The sequence below is a fragment of the Mycobacterium terramassiliense genome, assembly GCF_900157385.1.
Lineage (GTDB): Bacteria > Actinomycetota > Actinomycetes > Mycobacteriales > Mycobacteriaceae > Mycobacterium > Mycobacterium terramassiliense.
On sequence record NZ_LT717698.1, the window covers coordinates 258819 to 276179 of the forward strand.

The window sequence follows — 17361 nt, forward strand, 5'->3', positions numbered from 1 at the left end:
AACGCACCGTCCTCGGACTAGGTGATCAAGTGCTGCACCCAGAGGGAGAAGTGATTCCAGTACGGGGTCACCCAGTGCAGCACTACGCCCTCGGTGCGCGACACCCACAGCGCCACGATGACCGCGATCAGCATCGTCAGCGCCAGCAGCGCGATGGCGCCCCCCGAAATGTGGTTGCGGTACAGCGTGGCGACGGCTTTGGCGTCCACCACCTTCTCCCCCACCCGAAGCCTGGTCAGAAACGTCGAGGGGTTGCTCTGAGTGCGGTTGCGGTCGAAGAACGTCTCGATGTTGGCGGTGTGGCCGGCCGTCACGAGCAGCGCGGCGCCGTGGTGGTCGGCCAGCAGCAGCGCCAGGTCGACCGCCGAGCCCGCGGCCGGGAACGTCATCGCGCCCACGCCGAGATCCTGGATCCGCTCCAACCCGGGCGCGTGGCCGTCGGCGTCGGCGGGCAGGACGACGTGCGCACCGCACTTGAGGGCGTCGGTGCTGATCTTGTCGGGGTCGCCGACGATGATTTGGGGGCGGTACCCTGCCTTGCGCAACACATCCGCGCCGGTGTCCACGCCGATGAGCACCGGCTGATACTCCTTGATGAACGGCTTGAGCGAGCGCAGCTCGTCCTCGGCGCCGGGCTCGTCGGCCACGATCACCACGTGCCGGCGGCGCAGGTCGACGTCGATGTCGGGGATGCCAATGCCGTCGATCAGCAGCGGGCTTTCGCTCTTGATGAACTCAATCGTGTTGCCGGCGAACGCCTCCAGATGGGCGGCCAGGCCGCTCTTGGCCTCGCGCATCAGGTCGGCGATGTCGTGGTCGGTGCGTTCGGTTCCGCGGACCAGCCGGCGGTCGCCGGAGTACACGCCGCCCTCGTAGAGGCGAATCTTGGCGCCGTCCTTGACCTTCTTGAAGACCTCGGGCCCGGTCTCGTCGATGAGCGTCACGCCGTTGTTGACCAGGACCTCGGGCCCGAGGTTCGGGTAGCGGCCCGAGACCGACGGTGAGGCGTTGACGACGGCGGCGATGTCGGCCTCCACCAGCGCGTCCGCGGTGATGCGGTCCAGGTCCAGGATGTCGAGCACCACGATGTCGCCGGGACACACCCTGCGCAGCAGGCGGTCGATGTTCCGGTCGACCCGTGCGGTGCCGGTGAGGCCGGGCCGGGAGGTGTTACGCGAGAGCAGACCTGACATCTTCATGGGGGCGATTCTGTCGGTGAAGCCCGGGTCGGGCGAGTAGGCGCGCCGTAACACCAGCCTCAGAAGTTATCTAGAGTCACATTGGTAACAGATGGATGCCGGAACGATCTCGCGAGGGTGCGCAGATGTACGGGCTGCGCGGCGTGTCGGCGTACAGACACGCACGCTCGCGGCATGGGGCAGGGTCAGTCCCGGTCGTTCTGCGCGGTTTCGAGCAACTCGCGGGCGTGCGCCCGGCCGCTGTCCGAGTCGCCCAGCCCGGCCAGCATCCGGGCCAGCTCGGCGACCCGGTCGTCGTCGGTGACCCGCCGCACCACGCTCGTGCCCTTGGGCCCGGCGCTGTGCACCACCAGGTGCACGTCGGCGTAGGCGGCGACCTGCGGCAGGTGCGTGACGACGATGACCTGGTGGGTGCGGGCCAGTCGGGCCAGCCGCCGCCCGATCTGCACGGCCGCCCGGCCGCCGACGCCGGCGTCGACCTCGTCGAACACCATCGTGGTGCCGGCCGCCGACGCCGCCAGCACCGCCTCCAACGCCAGCATCACGCGGGACAACTCCCCACCGGAGGCGCTTTTCGCCAGCGGCAGCACCGTCATGCCGCGGTGGGCGGCGAAGCCGAACTCGACCTGGTCGATGCCGTCGCCGCCGGCGCGCACCAGCTCGCCGGAGGGTAACGCGAGCGCGGCGGGATCGTCCGCCCCGGCCGCGCCGGCCGGCACGGTATCCCAGGCCACCTCGATGGTGAACTCGGCGTCGGCCATCGCCAGCCCGGACAATTCCGCGGTCACCTCTTTGGCCAGCCGCTTGGCGGCCTTGCGCCGCAGCTTGCTGAGATCGACTGCACCCTCGGACAATTCGCGGGCCAGCTCGTCGACCCGGCGTTCGAGCGCCGCCAGCCCTTCTTCGGAGACGTCGAGTTGCGCCAGCCGATCGCGTGACTCCCGCGCCCACTGCAGCACCCCGTCGATGTCGGCGGCGTACTTGCGGGTCAGCGTGCGCAGCTCCGCCTGCCGGGTCAGCTTGGACTCCAGCGCGCTGGCGTCCACCGGCAGCTCGTCCAAGAACCCGCCGAGCTCGTGGGCCGCGTCGGCGACCACGGTGAGCGCCTCGCCGATCTGGCCCGCCAATGCGCGCAGCGTCGCGTCGTCGGTGGATTCGAGTGCGGCCCTTGCCTTTCCGAGGGTATCGGTGGCGCTCTGGCCGGGACCGTCGGCGTCGTCGGCCGACAGCGCCGCGCGCGCCGTGGCGGCGGCCTCGCGCAGCGTGTCGAGTTCGGAGAGGCGCAGGATGTCGGCGACCAGCGCGTCGTCTTCGCCGGGTTGCGGGTCGACGGTGTCGATCTCGTTCAGCGCGAACTTCAGCCGGTCGGCCTCCTGGGCGAGCTCGCGGGCCCGGCCGCGGCGGTCGATCAGGTCGCGCCGCGCCGTCAGCCAGGCGTCGCGCAGCTTGCGGTAGCGCTCCAGCGCCGGACCAGCCCCGGCGAAGCGGTCGAGCGCGCCGCGCTGCTCGTCGGGCCGCATCAGCCGCAGCTGGTCGTTTTGGCCGTGCAGGGTCAACAGCTCGGTGGTGAAGTCGCCCAGGGACTTGGCGGGCACGCTGCGGCCGCCGAGGTAGGCGCGCGACGGTCCGTCGCGGCTGACCGAGCGCAGCGCGATCACGCTGCCGTCCTCGTCGCGCTCCCCGCCCAGGTCCTCCAGCATCGCATCCAGCTGGGTCGCCGTCTCATCGTCGAGATCGTTTGTGGCGAAACGGCCCTCGACAACGGCGCGGTCGGCCCCGGATCGGACGCGGGTGGAGTCGGCGCGGGCGCCGCCGAGCAGGTGCAGCCCGGTCACGACCATCGTCTTGCCGGTGCCGGTCTCGCCGGTCAGCACCGTCAGGCCGCGGCCGAACTCCCCGACCGCGGCGCTGATGGCACCCAGCGACTCGATCCTGATTTCCGTCAGCATTCAGTGAGCACCTGACGAGCGTCCTTACTTTCCGCGCCAACCGGTCACCGGCAGGCGGAATTTGCGGACCAAGCGGTCGGTGAACGGCGCGCTGTCCAGCCGCGCCCATTTGACCGGTGTGTCGCAGCGGGTCACTTCGATCCGGCAGCCGGCGGGGATCCGCATTTCGCGGCGGCCGTCGCAGAACACCAGGGCGTCGTGCCCGCCCGCCTCGGTCTCGATCGCGATGGTCGCCTCGGGGCTGGTGACCATGGGCCGGCCGAACAGCGCGTGAGCGTTGTTGGGTACCACCAGGATTGCCTCGAGGTCGGGCCACAGGACCGGACCCCCGGCGGAGAACGCGTAGGCGGTGGACCCGGTCGGCGTCGACACCAACACGCCGTCGCAGCCGAAGGCGGACACCGGGCGCCCGTCCACCTCGACGACCACCCCGAGCACGCCCAGCCGCGGACCCTTTTCCAGGCTGACTTCGTTGAGCGCCCACCCGTGTTCGACGTGACCCTTGTGCAGCACCGCGACATCCAGCGTCAGGCGATTTTCCACCCGGTAGTCGCGGGCCACCACGTGATCCAGCACGCGGTCGATGGCCTCCGCCTCGGCCTCGGCCAAAAATCCGATCCGGCCCAGGTTCACGCCCAGCACGGGAATCCCGGCGTTGCGGGCCAGTTCGGCGGCGCGCAGGAAGGTGCCGTCGCCGCCGAGCACCAACACCAGTTCGCAGCCCTCGGCCGCCGACGGGTCGGCGTCGACCACCTCGATCTCGATGCCCATGGCCCGCATGTCGTCGGGGGCCAGGTGCAGCGGACCCCGGTCGACCGCCTCGGCGGACAGCACTCGAAGCGCAATTCCATTGTCGCCCAGCACTTTTTGCACGCGACGCGCCGTTTCGGTCGCTTCGTCGCGGCCGGTGTGCACCACCAGCAGCACGGTTCGGTGATCGGTCATTGCGGGCCCTCTGCCACGGCCCGCGTCACCGCGTCCACCAGCCCATGAGCAATCAGCCCCCGATCGGTCTCGGCGCGCAACCACAGGAAGTATTCGACATTGCCCGACGGGCCCGGCAGTGGGCTGGCGGTGACGTCGACGGTCTGCCAGCCCAGTTCTTTCGCGCGGCCCGCGACGGCCAGCACGGCGTCGGCCCGCAAGCCGGGGTCGCGAACGACCCCGCCCGCGCCGACCTGGCCCCTGCCCACCTCAAACTGCGGCTTCACCATGGGAACGATATCCGCGCCCGGCCGGGCGCATCCAATCAACGCGGGCAACACGCTTGCCAGCGAGATGAAGGACAGGTCGGCCACCACCACGTCGACGGGCCCGCCGATCGCCTCCGGGGTCAGGTCGCGGGCGTTGGTCCGCTCGACGACGGTCACCCGGGTATCGCAGCGTAGCGACCAGGCCAGCTGGCCGTAGCCCACGTCGGCGGCCACCACTTCGGCGGCCCCGCGGTCCAGCAGCACCTCCGTGAACCCACCCGTCGATGCGCCGGCGTCCAGGCAGCGGCGGCCCGTGACCGCAAGGCCGAAGGCGTCCAGGGCGCCGAGGAGCTTGTGCGCGCCGCGCGACACCCAGGCGCGTTCGCCGTCGTCGGCGACGGTCAGCGCGGCGGTGACGTCGACCGCGGTGGCCGGCTTGCGGGCCGGCAGGCCGTCGATGCGCACCCTGCCGGCGCCGATCAACTCCGCGGCCTGCTGACGGGACCTCGCGAGCCCGCGGCGGACGAGCTCGGCGTCGACGCGGGCACGTCGCGCCACCGTCGCACTCAGCCCTTCTCCGCCGACTCCAGGGCGGCCAGCAGCACGTCGTGCGCCTCGGAGAGGCGCCGCGCGATCTCTTCGAGCTCGGCGAGAGACGGCTCGTGGTCGGGGTTTTGCGGATCCCCGACCTCGGACAGCTGGGCAACCAGGGCGTCAATTTCAGCGCGAAGCTGCTCGGGATCGATAGTCATCGCGTACCTACGTTAGTCGCCGTGCACCAAAGACCAGCGCCGCAGCGCGTCGCGCGCCCGGTCGTCGGCGGCCTCGATGCGCGACGGCCGCGGATCCCCGGCCTCCCAGAGCGCGCTGGCGACGGCGCGCACGACCGACAGCCCGTCCCCGTCGTCGGCGCCATTGGCACTGACCGTCACGGCCTTGTCGGTGACGTCGACGTGCCAGCCGCGCTGGGGCCGCACCGCGAGCTGGTCGCCGTCGGAGTGCAGCGAGCGCAGGTCGTGGCCGATGTAGGTGGGCCGGCGGGCGGGGTCGGCGTAGACGGCGTCGCGCGCGGTGTTGACGCCGGTCAGCACCATCAGGCTGGGCAGCCGCGCGGCGTTGGCGCCCTCGATGTCGGTGTCGAGCCGGTCGCCGATGACCAGCGGCGCGCGGAACTGGCCCCGGGCCACCGCGTCCTGCAGCAGGCGCGGCGCCGGCTTGCCCGCCACCCGCGGTTCGGCGCCGGTGGCCGCTCGCAGCGCGGCCACGAACGATCCGTTCCCGGGCAGCAGGCCGCGCTCGGTGGGCAGCGTGGGGTCGACGTTGGCCGCCACCCACAGCGCGCCGGCTCGGATGGCCAGGGCGGCCTCCGCGAGGTCCGCCCAGCCGATGGTCGTGGACAGGCCCTGCACGACCGCGACCGGGTCGTCGTCGTAGCGGCGCACCGGGCGCAGCCCCACGGCGGCGATCTCGTTGGCCAGCGCCTCGGTGCCCACGATCAGCACGCGGGAGTCCGCCGCTAGCTGATCGGCGAGCAGCTTGGCCGCGCTTTGCGCGCTGGTGACGACGTCCGAGCCGGTGGCGGTGAAGCCGAGCTCGCGCAGGTGCAGCGCCACCTCGTCGGCGCTGCGCGAGGCGTTGTTGGTCACATAGAGCTTGCGGCTGTCCACCTCGTCCAGCGACTGCACCGCGCCGTGGGTCGGCTCGGCGCCGCGGAAGACCGTTCCATCGAGGTCGACCAATAGGCAATCATATTGTTGGGCAAGGCTTTTCATCTCAAGCTAGCTCGCTGACCCGCTCTTCGGCGTCGGTGACGCCTTCGATGTCGGCGGCCGCCGAGCGCAGGAACCATTGCAGCGCTTCGTCGTTGCGGCCGAGCGCGAGCAGCGTGTCAGCGTAGGCGTAGAACAACCGCGCCGCCGTCGAACCGGCGCGGGTCGGATCCAGCTGCGGCGTGGACAGCAGGGTCAGGGCCTGTTCCAGCTGCCCGAGGTCGGCGCGGGCGCCGGCGGCGACGATGCGCAACTCGTCGGCGTCGTCGCCGGACAGCTGGGCCGCCTCTTCGCCGCGCGCCAGTTCGATCGCCCGCTCCGGACGGCCAAGTCCGCGTTCGCAATCGGCGATCAGCGCGAGCAACGGCGACTTGCTGCCCATCCTGCGGGCGGCGCGCAGCTCGGCCAGCGCCTGGGCCCAGTCGCCGCAGTGGTAGGCGGCGATCCCGACGGCCTCGCGGACCGCGGCGATCCTGCTGGAGCGGGCCCGCGCCGCGCGAGCGTGGCTCAGCGCGGCTTCCGGGTCCTCGTCGATCAGCTCGCCGGCGGCGACGAGATGGCGCGCCACCGCGTCGGCCGTCGCGCGGTCCAGGGTGCTCAACTCGCGCCGGACCTCGGGCGCCAGCTGCCGGGCCTCCACCCCGGGCGGGATCGGCGGTCCGTCGTGCGGCGCGCGATCGCCCGGAGCGTCAGGGCCGCCGTTGCGTGGCTGCACCGGGCGGGCGCGGCCCGGTCCCGACCAGGAGCCGGCCGCCGAGCGCGGTCGCCGTTTGCCGCCCTGCCCCTGCCTGTCGTCAACCACCCTGCAAAGGATACGGATGCCCACGCGGCTTGGCCGTCGAGCGTGCGGTGACGGCTTGCAGTGTGCGTCCTGGGCGGTAAAACCGGCCGGATCCCGCCGTGAGTGCACGGCGAAAGCCCTCAGCGCACACGCGAGGAAGCGCGGCCGCTCAGGCCGGACCCCGGTCGCTCAGCAGCGGCGCGAGCACCCCCGGGCAATAGGTAGCGATCGCGACGACGGTGAACACGCCGGCCGCGTCGTCGGACATGCCGTAACCGTCGGCCACCGCCGCGATCACCGAGTCGAACGACCCGCCGGGCCGCACGAGCATCGGGCAGACGGATGCGCCCAGCGCCATCGCGGCGTCCGGCTGCGACACCGGGACGCCGGCGTTCGTGAGGGCCCGCAGGAACGCGTTGCCCCGCAGGTCGGCGTGGACGGGCGCCGCCAGCACCGCGGTCAAACCGGCCACGCTCGCGCCCATCCCGACGACCCGCAGCACCCGCCTCGCGCTAGTCACCGTGACCACAGTGGTCGTCGACGGTCACGTCCGGAGCACGGCGCGATAAAGGTTTGGGACTACCCGCTTACCCGTTCGACGCCGGCGATGTTGCGTTTGCCGCGCCGCAGCACCAGCCACCGGCCGTGCAGGAAGTCCGCGGGCTGTGGCACCCAGTCCTCGCTGTCGATGCGCACGTTGTTGACCGAAACACCGCCCTCGCCAATGGTGCGCCGCGCGGCCCCCTTGCTCGCCGACAGGCCGCTGGCCACCAGGAGGTCGACGATCCCGTCGGGGCTGCCGGGTTTGAGCTCGGCGACCGACGCCTCGCGCAGCGCGGCGGCCAGCGTGGCCTCGTCCAGCCGGTCGAGTTCGCCCTGCCCGAAGAGCGCCCGGCTGGCGTGCTCGACCGCCTCGGTGGCCGCCTCGCCGTGCACCAGCACGGTCAGCTCATGGGCCAGCCGACGTTGGGCGGCGCGTTGCTGCGGGCGCTCCTGGGTGGCCTGTTCCAGTTCGGCCACCTCCTCGGCCGACAAGAAGGTGAACCACCGCAGGTACCGGATCACGTCGGCGTCGGCCGTGTTGACGAAGTACTGGTACCAGGCGTATGGGCTGGTCATCTGGGGCTCCAGCCACAGGCTGCCGCCGCCGGTGGACTTGCCGAACTTGGTGCCGTCGGCGGCGGTCACCAGCGGGACGGTCAGCGCGTGCACCGTCGCGCCGAGCTTCTGGCGCACCAGCCGCACCCCGGCGATGATGTTGCCCCACTGGTCCGAGCCGCCGATCTGCAGGACGCAGCCGTAACGCGCATGCAATTCGACGTAGTCGTTGGCCTGCAGCAGCATGTAGCTGAACTCCGTGTAGGAGATCCCCTCGCCCTCGAGGCGCCGCCGCACGGTGTCGCGGTCCAACATCACATTGACCGAGAAGTGCTTGCCGATGTCGCGCAGGAACTCCACGGCCGACAGCGGCGCGGTCCAGTCCAGGTTGTTGACCACGACGGCGCCGGTCGGCGAGGTGTCGAAGTCGACGAAGCGCTCCAGCTGACCGCGGATCCGCTCGGTCCACGCGGCGACGGTGTCCGCCTCGTTGAGGCTGCGCTCGCCGACGTCGCGCGGGTCGCCGATCATGCCGGTGGCGCCGCCGGCCAGCACGATCGGGCGATGCCCGGCGCGCTGGAACCGACGCAACGCCAGCAGCGGGACCAGATGCCCGGCGTGCAGGCTCGGCGCGGTGGGGTCGAAGCCGGCATAGACCGTCATCGGCCCGCGCGCGGCTTCGGCGGCCAGCGCGTCGAGGTCGGTGGACTGCGCGATCAGCCCGCGCCAGCCCAGCTCGTCGAGGATCCCGGAAGACATCGCGCACGACTTTAGTCGCTCGCGGTGGCCTCGATTCGCCCGCGCGCCGCTCGCTAAGGCAAGCTAACTAGGTGGCGCAGCGTCGCGCCGTCGCCTTCCCCCGTACGCGCACCAACAACGCGGAGCGTCATGGACAACCGGTACTGGCCGTTGGTCGTCGCGATCATCATGCTCGCCCTCGGGCTGACCCTCACGATCGAGGACTTCAAGCGGGCCGCCACGATGCGCAAGCCACTGGTCGTCGCGCTCGCCTGTCAGTCGCTGCTGCTGCCGGCCCTCTGCCTGGTGATCGCCGAGGCCTTCCATCTGGAACCGCACCTGGCGGTCGGGCTCATGCTGATGTCCGCGACCCCCGGCGGGACGATGTCGAACATCCTCAGCCACCTGTTCAACGGGGACCTGGCGCTCAACCTCACGCTGACCGCAATTAACGCCGTGCTGTCGATCGTCGCCCTGCCCGCGATTCTCGCGGTGTCGATGACGTGGTTCCTCGGCGAAGGGCGGTTTCTCCCGCTGCAACTGGACAAGTTCCTCGCGGTGATCGGCCTGGTGCTGGTGCCCATCGCGATCGGGGTCGCCATCCGCCACCGCTTCCCCGAGCTGGCCAGGCGAATGCAGAAGCCGGTCCGCGTAGCGGCGCTCACGCTGCTGGTGCTCGCCATCGTCGCGGCCATCGCCGGGGGGCGAACGACGCTCTGGCACAACATCGGCCTGCTGAGCGGAGCCGTCGTGGCATTCTGCGCGGTGAGCCTGACCGTCGGCTACCTGGCGCCGCGCCTGATGCGGCTGGCCCCGCGACAGGCCGTCGCGGTCAGCCTGGAGGTCGGGATGCACAATGCCGTGGTGGCGATGGGCATCGCGTTGAGCCCGCAGTTGCTGAACAGCGCCGTGATGGCCACCCCGGCGGCGGTATACAGTGCCGTCGCGCCGCTCTTGGCCGTCACGTTCGTTTTCCTCGCGCGCCGCGTTGACCCCGCGTTTCGCGCCGTCGGTCGGGCAGAGGCACCCGCTCGCGCCTAATCAGTCGCTGGTGCCGGGAGCCGGGGCACGCGGGCTGCGGCGGTAGGCGGAGACCTCCGGCCGGCCCCCGAGCCACAGTCGCCACGGCCGGTCGGCGGCCTGGCTGACCCCGACGCGGGGGCCGGACACGGCGGTCAGCGGGTCGTGCAGTTCCAGGGCCACCGGGCTTGCGGGGTCGAACAGGTCGATTCCGTTGTCGTCCATGGTGATCCCCAGGGCCGAGCACAGGTTGCCCGGGCCGCGCGCCAGCGCCGCGGTGCGGACCAGCTCTCCGCGGCGGGCCCGGGCGGCGTCGGTGCCGTCCTCGATGGCCGCGGCACGCAGCAGCACGGCGGCGGCGGTGCCGTCGGGCCCGCAGGAGACGTTGGCGCAGACGTGGATCCCGTGGCTGCGGTACGTGTAGAGCCGCCCGGGCGGCCCGAACATCACGGCGTTGCGCCCGGAGGGGCCACGGTACGAGTGGGCCGCGGCGTCGGGCCAGGGACCGTCGGGCACCCCGCCGTAGGCCTCGACCTCGACGACGACGGCGCGCACGCCCCTCCCGGTCAGGGTGGCGCCGAGCAGGCGGCGCGCGGCGGCGACCGGGTCGACCAACAGCTCGCCTGCAGACACCCACCGAACCTACCGACACACCCGACATGGCAATATCCCGGCCGAATCGCGTCGAAGGAGCCGACAAATGCATGCGATCGACCCCGCCGCCACGGCGTGGCTGCTGGCCAGCACCGCGCTCGTCCTGCTGATGACCCCCGGCCTGGCCATCTTCTACGGAGGCATGGTCCGCACCACCGGGGTGCTCAACATGATCATGATGAGCTTCATCTCCATCCCGCTGGTCACGGTGGCGTGGCTGTTGGTCGGCTACACGATCGCGTTCTCCGAAGACGGGGCGGGCGGGTTCGTCGGGAACCTCAAACACATCGGGATGCTCGGCATCGGCCCCAACACCCTGCACGGGTCGGTTCCCGAACTGCTGTATGCGACCTTCCAGCTGGCGTTCGCGATCGTCACGGCCGCACTGGTCAGCGGCGCGATCGCCGACCGCGCCAAGTTCTCGGCCTGGATGACGTTCGTCACGGTGTGGGCGATCGTCGTGTATTCGGTTGTCGCGCACTGGGTGTGGGGGCCGGGCGGGTGGCTGGCCAAGCTGGGCGTGCTGGATTACGCGGGCGGCCTGGTCGTCGAGATCGTGTCCGGTTCCTCGGCGTTGGCCCTGGCGTTGGTGCTCGGGCCGCGCATCGGCTTCAAGAAGGACGCCATGCGGCCGCACAATCTGCCCTTCGTGCTGCTCGGCGTGGGACTGTTGTGGTTCGGCTGGTTCGGGTTCAACGCCGGTTCGGCTCTGGCCGCCAGCGGGACCGCGGCTGCCATCTTCCTCAACACCCTCGTCGCCGGCTGCCTCGGCATGCTCGGCTGGCTCGCGGTCGAACGGGTCCGCGACGGCCGGCCCACAACGTTCGGCGCGGCATCCGGCGTGGTCGCCGGTCTGGTCGCCATCACCCCGTCGTGCGGGACGGTCAACACGCTCGGCGCGGCGGTCGTGGGTGTTGCGGCCGGTGTCGTGTGCTCGTTCGCGGTGGGCGCGAAATTCCGCTTCAACTATGACGATTCGCTGGACGTGGTGGGCGTGCACTTCGTCGGCGGCGTGGTCGGCGTGTCGCTGATCGGGCTGTTCGCCACCGCGGTCATGACGGCGGGGCCGCAGGGCTTGTTTTACGGGGGCGGCGTCGGCCAGCTGGGCAAGCAGGCCCTCGCGATCGTCGTGGTGGCCCTCTACGCGTTCGCAGTCTCGTTCGCGCTGGCGAAGCTGATCGACGCGACCGTGGGCTTCCGGGTCAGCGCCGAAGACGAGACCACCGGTGTCGACCTCACCCAGCATGCCGAGACCGCGTACGCCGAGGGCGTGCACGGCCATCTGCCCCAGCGCCGACCGGGTCTGCCCTCCGCATAACCGGCGCAACCCGCGAGAGTGCGTCCGCCGACGCGTTTCGCGAGGGCGTCCGTCGGTAGCCGCACTCTCGACGCCCTTGACAGCCCCCAGTTCGCGGACGATTATTCATCGCATGATGAGTTCATCGAGTGATGAATTGTTGGCAAGGGGCCACGCCCCCGCCGTCAGCATCGAGCATCTGCGCGTCATCCGTGGGAAACGCCCTGCACTGCATGACTTTTCGGTGCAGATCGCCCAGGGCACCATCACCGGCCTGCTCGGTCCGTCCGGCTGCGGCAAGACCACACTCATGCGCAGCATCGTGGGCAGCCAGATCCTGAAGTCGGGCACCGTCACCGTGCTGGGCCGGCCCGCCGGAAGCCCCGCGCTGCGCCGCCGTGTCGGATACATGCCGCAGGATCCGACGATCTACAACGACCTGCGCATCGTGGACAACGTCCGCTACTTCGCCTCGCTCTACGGTTTCGACAGCCGCGCCGCCGACGCCGCCATCGACCGGGTCGGCCTCACCGACCATCGGACCGCCTTCTCCGGCAACCTTTCCGGCGGCCAGCGCACGCGGGCGTCGCTGGCGTGCGCGCTGGTCTGCCAGCCGGAGCTGCTCGTGCTTGACGAGCCCACCGTGGGACTGGACCCGGTGCTGCGCGTCGACCTGTGGGAGCAGTTCACCGAACTCGCCCGCACCGGCACCACGCTGCTGGTTTCCAGCCACGTGATGGACGAGGCCGACCACTGCGGCGACCTGTTGCTGATGCGCGAGGGCCACCTGGTGGCCCACACCACCCCGACCCGACTACGAGAGGACACCGGATGCACGTCACTGGAGGACGCGTTTCTGTCCATCATCAACCGCAGCACGAAGCAAAAGGCGGTCTAGGGCTCCGGGGGTACGCGGCGACGACGACGCGGATCCTGCGGCAGGTGGCCGCCGATCACCGCAGCGTCGCGCTGATCCTGCTGGTGCCGATCCTGGTCATCACGCTGATGTACTTCATGTTCGAAAACGCCCCCCACCGCCCGGGCACCCCCTCGCCGTTCAACAACGCCTGCCTGATCCTGCTGGGCCTGTTCCCGCTGTTCGTGATGTTCATCATCACGTCGATCACGATGCAGCGCGAGCGGGCGTCCGGGACGCTGGAGCGCATCCTGACCACTCCCCTGCGCCGGCTCGACATGCTGATGGCCTACGGCAGCGCCTTCTCGATCGCCGCTGCGGTGCAAGCGATTCTGGCGTGCATCGTGTCGTTTTGGTTCCTCGGCTTCGACACAGCCGGCAGCCCGGTGTGGGTGTTCGTGATAGCGATCGTCAACGCCGTGCTCGGGGTCGGGCTCGGTCTGCTGTGTAGCGCGTTCGCGCGCACAGAGTTTCAGGCCGTGCAGTTCATCCCGCTGGTGATGGTCCCCCAGCTGTTGCTGGCCGGAATCATCGTGCCGCGGGGCTTGATGGCGCAGTGGTTGCAGTGGATCAGCAATGCGCTGCCGGCCAGCTACGCGCTGGAGGCCCTGCAGCAGGTGGGCGCGCACTCCGCGCTGACCTCAATCGCGGTGCGCGACATCATCGTCGTGCTCGGTTTCGCGATCGCCGCGCTGTGTCTGGCCGCGGCGACGCTGCGGCGGCGGACGCCCTAGTGGCGATCGCAAGCGCGGCGAAGCCGGGCGCAGCGGGTCGCCACGGACGGTTCCCAGTGGCCATCGCAAGCGCGGCGCTGGGGGCGGCGGGTCGCGACGGGGGGTCCTAGTGGCGGAGACCAAGACCCGGCGGCGGCCCGGGCGACCGGCCGGCGTCTCCGACACCCGTAACCGCATCCTGGCGAGCGCCCGAGAGCTCTTTGCCAGCAAGGGGATTCGCAACACGTCGATACGGGCGGTCGCCGCCGGCGCGGGCGTCGATTCGGCGTTGGTGCATCACTACTTCGGCACCAAGGAAAAGCTGTTCGCCGCGGCCGTGCACATCCCGATAGACCCGATGGACATCATCGGGCCGCTGCGCGAGGTGCCGGTCGACGAGATCGGCTACCGGCTGCCGTCAATGTTGTTGCCGCTGTGGGATTCCGAGTTGGGCACGGGATTCATCGCGGTGCTGCGGTCGATCCTGGCCGGCTCGGAGATCAACCTGTTCCGCACGTTCATCGAGGACGTGATCACCGTGGAGGTGGGTGCGCGCGTCGACGATCCGCCGGGCAGCGGCGCCCTCCGCGTCCAATTCGTCTCCTCACAATTGGTCGGCGTGGTGATGGCGCGCTACATCCTGCAATTGGAGCCGTTCGCGTCGCTGCCGGCCGAACAGATCGCACTGACCATCGCGCCGAACCTGCAGCGCTACCTCACCGGGGAGCTGCCGGACGGGCTCGTTCCATGAGCCGGGCATGCTCGTCGTCGTCGACGTCGCGGGCCTCGTCGATCAGCAGCACCGGGATGCCGTCCTCGATGCGGTAGGCGCGCCGCAGCCGCGGGTTGTAGAGCGACTCGTCGTCTATCAAAAGCAACGGGCCCCGGTCGGCCGGGCACACCAGGATGGCGAGCAGGGAGTCGTCGACCATCACTGGGCGCCGCCCAGCTCGGACCGTACCCCCGGGGTGAGCCGGCGGAACTCGTTGCTGCCGGCGTCGAAGTACCACGCCTGACGTCCCGGCTTGGGGATCCCGGCCGCGCGCAGGGCGCTGACGGTGGGCCGGTAGGTCGCGCTCAGCGTCATCTCCGGGCACACGTGCACGATGTCGGGCCCCAGCCCGACGGGAATCCTCGCGACGGCCTCGGTCAGATCGGCCGCGGTGATGGTGGCCCCCGGCAGCAGCGTCACCGCCGACACCGCCGCCTGCTGGTCACCCACCGGCACGTTGTAGGTCACCGCGAGGTCGACGCCGTTGATGCAGCCCAGCGCGTCGGTGACCGCCTCCGCATAGACCAGCCCGCGCGCGGTGTGGACCACCGAGCCGCGCCGGCCCATCAGCCAGTAGTCACCGTCGTCGTCGCGGCGAAACAGGTACTCGGTCGAGATCCAGGTGTCGCCCGCGGCGAACACCCCGCGTTTGACCGAGGCGCTCGGGTCGATCGGCCCGTTGGACTGCGCCAGCAGCACGCCGACCTGATTGGGCGCGGCGACCTGGACGAAGCCGCGGTCGTCCTCGAGGATCAGGTCGCGCTCGGCGTCGTACGCGCCGAGTTCGATGCGCCCCGCGCCCGGCAGCGGCCGGCCCTTGCTGCCGATCTTGGCGCCGGACACGTTGGCCAGCACCGCCTGCCCGTCGGTGGTGGCGAAGAACTCCACGACGCGGGCCGGGGCGAACGCGTCGACGACGCGCGCCCACAACCCCGTCGGCATGCCGGAACCGATGAACAGGCGCACCGGATGGTTGCCGTGCAGCACGAACGCGGGATCGTCGACGACCTCGCGCAGCATGGCCCAGGTGTAGGACACCACCGTCACGCCGTACTGCCGCACCTCCTGCACGAACCGGTCGGGCTGCAGGCCGCGCGAGAGCGCGATGCGGGTGCCGCCGACGACCGCGCCGCCCAGGCTGACCAGCAGGGCCGACTCGTGGTGCAGCGGCGTCAGGCAGTACACGGTGTCGCGGCGATCGAGGGCGGCGGTGGAAGCGGTCCCGAAGGCCGACACCGCCCAGCGGTAGTTGGTGATCTGCTTGGCGACCAGCTCACCGCCGGCGGCGTTGAACGCGATGAACGCCAGGTCGCGGGCCAGTCCCGGGTTCGGCCGGTACCACGCGGGCAGCTGCACCGCGTCCGGGTCGATCTGCTCCATGTCGATGACGTCGGAGTCGTGGGGCAGGTGCAGGTCCCGCGCCTCGCCGCCGCCCAGCACGAGGATCTGCCCCGGCAGGTCGCGCGCCGCGTCGAGGTTGGTCGGGTCGGTGAGGATCTCCGTCACGCCCCCGAGGCGGACCGACGCGACCAGGTCGGCATCGGGTCGCATCACCACGGCGATCGCGCCCAGCCGGGACAGGGCCGCGATCGCGACCAGCGCGCTGGGCCGCGTCTCCATCAGGACGCCGACGCGGTCGCCTTGGCGGACGCCGACCTCGATCAGGCCGCGGACGACGTTGTTGACGCGGCGGTTGACGGCCTCATAGGTATGCACGCGGCCGTCGAACAACAGGAACTCGCCCTGCGGGGCGTCGCGCGCCTGCTCGTCGATGATGCGGCCCAGCGAGATGCGGGTGTGGTCGTTGATCTGCCCCAGCCGGACCAGCCGCGGCAGCGTCCGGACCGTCTCCACGGCCAGCGTGCGCATCGACTTGTTGGCCGCGACCACGGCGTTGGCCGTGCCGCGCACCGCCCCCACCGCCGCCTCGGACACCTCCCCGAGGCCGTGCACGATCCGCGAGCTGAACGCCACACCGCTGTCGGTGTGCTCGATCGGCTGGTCGGCCATCAGGTCGATGCCGTTGGGCTTGTCGCCGCCGGTGGACAGCCATTGCACCCACTCGGCCACGGTGGGCCAGCTCTCCCGCGCCGCCTTGGATCCCACGACCAGGCCGAAATGCCCTGTGCGAATGGTGGATTCGTAGACTTCGGCGTCCGGGGCGGCCCGCCGGATGCCGCGCACCGAGGCCGGCTGCCCGATGTCGTCCACCTCGCCGACGAACGCCAGCACCGGGCAAGTGATGTCGGTGAGGGTGACCATCTGGCCGTTGACGGCGAAGCCGCCGGTCATCATCCGGTTGTGGGCGATGAATTGCTTGAGCAGTTCGGAGATCGCGGGCCCCGACCAGGCGATCCAGCCTTCACGTTCGAGGAACCTGCGCTGCTGTTCGCGCGGGAGTAGCGCCTCCCGGTCGTGCAGCTGGCGCACGAAGTCGACGCGCGCCTTGGCGGTCTTGAGCGGATCGAGCATCTGAAAGCCGGTGCGCGCCATCCAGCTGGGGATGGCCAGCCGGCTGAAGACGTGGTCGGCCATGAAGTTGGCCGCGGGTGCGGCGAAGTTCGCCGGGATGCCCATCGGCAGCGCGGCCAACGTGTCCACCGGCGAACCGAAGGTGACGATGCTGGCCAGGCTCTTCGAACGCCGGTAGGCGGCGACCTGGTAGCACCACATCCCGCCCTGCGAATACCCGACCAAGTGGATGTCGCTGCCCGTGACGTCCTTGACGGTGTCGATGGCTTGACTGAGCGCGACGATGTGGTCGGCCAGGGTGCGGCGCATGCCGCCCTCGATTTTGTCGGGCTCGCCGAAGTCGATCACCCAGGGATCGATCCCGTTGGCGTGCAGGATGCCGACCGCGCCGTCTTCCCTCGTGACGTCCCACATGTCCGCCGACATCATCATCGGGTGGACCATCAGGACGGGCGGCCCCACCGGCGGCTGCCCGGGCCGGCTGTCGGGCGGGAAATACCGCCGCAGCTTGTACATCGGGACGCTCTCGACGATCTGGAACGGCGATGCCACGCTATCCGTTTCCAAGCCCCCCAGACGCAAGACCTCTAACCCGTTCTGCGCCGTAGCGATCAGGCGCCCGACCGGTCGCGTGACCATCGAAAAATTGAGATCCACCGCTGCTCCCTGACTCTTGACAGCTCCGCCATCATGGCACATCGGGGCGCCCGGCGGTTTTGGTCAGGCTGTTTGCCGGCGGGTGACTCGGCCGGCGCGATCCGGCCGGTCGAATTAGTCGGACCCGTAATTT

Annotated in this window: 17 protein-coding genes and 1 pseudogene; 6 read left to right on the forward strand and 12 right to left on the reverse strand. The window is 70.6% G+C overall.

The window, feature by feature from the left end; translation table 11 throughout:
- Positions 1-17: 17 nt before the first annotated feature.
- From steA to tyrS, 9 genes are all read right to left on the reverse strand, one after another.
- Positions 18-1199 (reverse strand): putative cytokinetic ring protein SteA, encoded by a 1182-nt coding sequence (gene steA / locus MTAB308_RS03355; protein WP_077097856.1) that lies wholly within the window; start codon positions 1197-1199, stop codon positions 18-20.
- A gap of 185 nt (positions 1200-1384) precedes the next feature.
- Entirely contained in the window at positions 1385-3148 is a 1764-nt protein-coding gene (gene recN / locus MTAB308_RS03360) for a DNA repair protein RecN (RefSeq protein WP_077097858.1), read from the reverse strand.
- Between the two features lie 24 nt (positions 3149-3172).
- Positions 3173-4093, reverse strand: a complete 921-nt coding sequence (locus tag MTAB308_RS03365) for an NAD kinase (RefSeq protein ID WP_077097860.1) — start codon at positions 4091-4093, stop codon at positions 3173-3175.
- A complete protein-coding gene (locus MTAB308_RS03370) occupies positions 4090-4899 on the reverse strand; it encodes a TlyA family RNA methyltransferase (protein WP_077097862.1) in 810 nt (269 codons plus the stop codon). The genes MTAB308_RS03365 and MTAB308_RS03370 overlap by 4 nt, the downstream gene beginning before the upstream one ends.
- Positions 4900-4907: 8 nt before the next feature.
- A complete protein-coding gene (locus tag MTAB308_RS03375) occupies positions 4908-5093 on the reverse strand; it encodes a hypothetical protein (RefSeq protein ID WP_077097864.1) in 186 nt (61 codons plus the stop codon).
- 12 nt (positions 5094-5105) lie between these two features.
- Complete coding sequence (locus MTAB308_RS03380; RefSeq protein WP_077097866.1) at positions 5106-6113, reverse strand: HAD-IIA family hydrolase; 1008 nt, start codon at positions 6111-6113, stop codon at positions 5106-5108.
- Between the two features lies 1 nt (position 6114).
- Entirely contained in the window at positions 6115-6825 is a 711-nt protein-coding gene (locus MTAB308_RS03385) for a tetratricopeptide repeat protein (RefSeq protein ID WP_425436178.1), read from the reverse strand.
- A 235-nt stretch (positions 6826-7060) separates the two neighbouring features.
- The gene (locus MTAB308_RS03390) at positions 7061-7420 is read right to left on the reverse strand and encodes a DUF732 domain-containing protein (protein ID WP_077097870.1); all 360 of its coding nucleotides are present in this window, start codon (positions 7418-7420) and stop codon (positions 7061-7063) included.
- Between the two features lie 50 nt (positions 7421-7470).
- On the reverse strand, positions 7471-8748 hold the full coding sequence (gene tyrS, locus MTAB308_RS03395; RefSeq protein ID WP_077097872.1) for a tyrosine--tRNA ligase: 1278 nt from the start codon (positions 8746-8748) through the stop codon (positions 7471-7473).
- A 129-nt stretch (positions 8749-8877) separates the two neighbouring features.
- On the opposite strand from tyrS, the gene MTAB308_RS03400 reads away from it, so the two are divergent.
- On the forward strand, positions 8878-9768 hold the full coding sequence (locus MTAB308_RS03400; RefSeq protein ID WP_077097874.1) for a bile acid:sodium symporter family protein: 891 nt from the start codon (positions 8878-8880) through the stop codon (positions 9766-9768).
- Here MTAB308_RS03400 and MTAB308_RS03405 read toward each other — a convergent pair whose 3' ends face one another.
- On the reverse strand, positions 9769-10380 hold the full coding sequence (locus MTAB308_RS03405; protein ID WP_077097876.1) for a DNA-3-methyladenine glycosylase: 612 nt from the start codon (positions 10378-10380) through the stop codon (positions 9769-9771).
- A 67-nt stretch (positions 10381-10447) separates the two neighbouring features.
- Here MTAB308_RS03405 and MTAB308_RS03410 point away from each other — a divergent pair, with 67 nt between their 5' ends.
- The 5 genes and pseudogenes from MTAB308_RS03410 to MTAB308_RS03425 all read left to right on the forward strand — a co-directional run bounded on the left by MTAB308_RS03410 (position 10448) and on the right by MTAB308_RS03425 (position 14078).
- Positions 10448-11719, forward strand: coding sequence for an ammonium transporter (locus tag MTAB308_RS03410; protein WP_077097878.1), 1272 nt, complete (start codon positions 10448-10450; stop codon positions 11717-11719).
- 112 nt (positions 11720-11831) lie between these two features.
- Complete coding sequence (locus tag MTAB308_RS03415) at positions 11832-12596, forward strand: ABC transporter ATP-binding protein (RefSeq protein ID WP_077097880.1); 765 nt, start codon at positions 11832-11834, stop codon at positions 12594-12596.
- Positions 12530-13348, forward strand: a complete 819-nt coding sequence (locus MTAB308_RS03420) for an ABC transporter permease (protein ID WP_216823641.1) — start codon at positions 12530-12532, stop codon at positions 13346-13348. Before MTAB308_RS03415 ends, MTAB308_RS03420 begins: the two co-directional genes overlap by 67 nt.
- Positions 13279-13458 (forward strand): annotated as a pseudogene (locus tag MTAB308_RS30555) (hypothetical protein); the annotation flags it as partial. The gene MTAB308_RS03420 and the pseudogene MTAB308_RS30555, both read left to right, overlap by 70 nt.
- The gene (locus tag MTAB308_RS03425; RefSeq protein WP_077097882.1) at positions 13458-14078 is read left to right on the forward strand and encodes a TetR/AcrR family transcriptional regulator; all 621 of its coding nucleotides are present in this window, start codon (positions 13458-13460) and stop codon (positions 14076-14078) included. The pseudogene MTAB308_RS30555 and the gene MTAB308_RS03425, both read left to right, overlap by 1 nt.
- Here the strand turns inward: MTAB308_RS03425 and MTAB308_RS03430 are convergent.
- Together MTAB308_RS03430 and MTAB308_RS03435 are read right to left on the reverse strand one after the other, a co-directional pair.
- Positions 14044-14259 carry a Trm112 family protein gene (locus tag MTAB308_RS03430; RefSeq protein WP_077097884.1) on the reverse strand — a complete coding sequence of 72 codons (216 nt, stop codon included), beginning with the start codon at positions 14257-14259 and terminating at the stop codon, positions 14044-14046. The genes MTAB308_RS03425 and MTAB308_RS03430 overlap by 35 nt on opposite strands.
- Complete coding sequence (locus tag MTAB308_RS03435; protein WP_108637176.1) at positions 14259-17270, reverse strand: acyl-CoA synthetase; 3012 nt, start codon at positions 17268-17270, stop codon at positions 14259-14261. Before MTAB308_RS03435 ends, MTAB308_RS03430 begins: the two co-directional genes overlap by 1 nt.
- Positions 17271-17361: the final 91 nt, after the last annotated feature.

Excerpts from the sequence above, each read along its gene's own strand:
- steA (WP_077097856.1), bottom strand. The coding sequence starts at position 1,199 with ATGAAGATGTCAGGTCTGCTCTCGCGTAACACCTCCCGGCCCGGCCTC.
- recN (WP_077097858.1), bottom strand. The coding sequence starts at position 3,148 with ATGCTGACGGAAATCAGGATCGAGTCGCTGGGTGCCATCAGCGCCGCG.
- MTAB308_RS03365 (WP_077097860.1), bottom strand. The coding sequence starts at position 4,093 with ATGACCGATCACCGAACCGTGCTGCTGGTGGTGCACACCGGCCGCGAC.
- MTAB308_RS03375 (WP_077097864.1), bottom strand. The coding sequence starts at position 5,093 with ATGACTATCGATCCCGAGCAGCTTCGCGCTGAAATTGACGCCCTGGTT.
- MTAB308_RS03380 (WP_077097866.1), bottom strand. The coding sequence starts at position 6,113 with ATGAAAAGCCTTGCCCAACAATATGATTGCCTATTGGTCGACCTCGAT.
- tyrS (WP_077097872.1), bottom strand. The coding sequence starts at position 8,748 with ATGTCTTCCGGGATCCTCGACGAGCTGGGCTGGCGCGGGCTGATCGCG.
- MTAB308_RS03400 (WP_077097874.1), top strand. The coding sequence starts at position 8,878 with ATGGACAACCGGTACTGGCCGTTGGTCGTCGCGATCATCATGCTCGCC.
- MTAB308_RS03410 (WP_077097878.1), top strand. The coding sequence starts at position 10,448 with ATGCATGCGATCGACCCCGCCGCCACGGCGTGGCTGCTGGCCAGCACC.
- MTAB308_RS03415 (WP_077097880.1), top strand. The coding sequence starts at position 11,832 with ATGATGAGTTCATCGAGTGATGAATTGTTGGCAAGGGGCCACGCCCCC.
- MTAB308_RS03420 (WP_216823641.1), top strand. The coding sequence starts at position 12,530 with ATGCACGTCACTGGAGGACGCGTTTCTGTCCATCATCAACCGCAGCAC.
- MTAB308_RS03430 (WP_077097884.1), bottom strand. The coding sequence starts at position 14,259 with ATGGTCGACGACTCCCTGCTCGCCATCCTGGTGTGCCCGGCCGACCGG.
- MTAB308_RS03435 (WP_108637176.1), bottom strand. The coding sequence starts at position 17,270 with ATGTGCCATGATGGCGGAGCTGTCAAGAGTCAGGGAGCAGCGGTGGAT.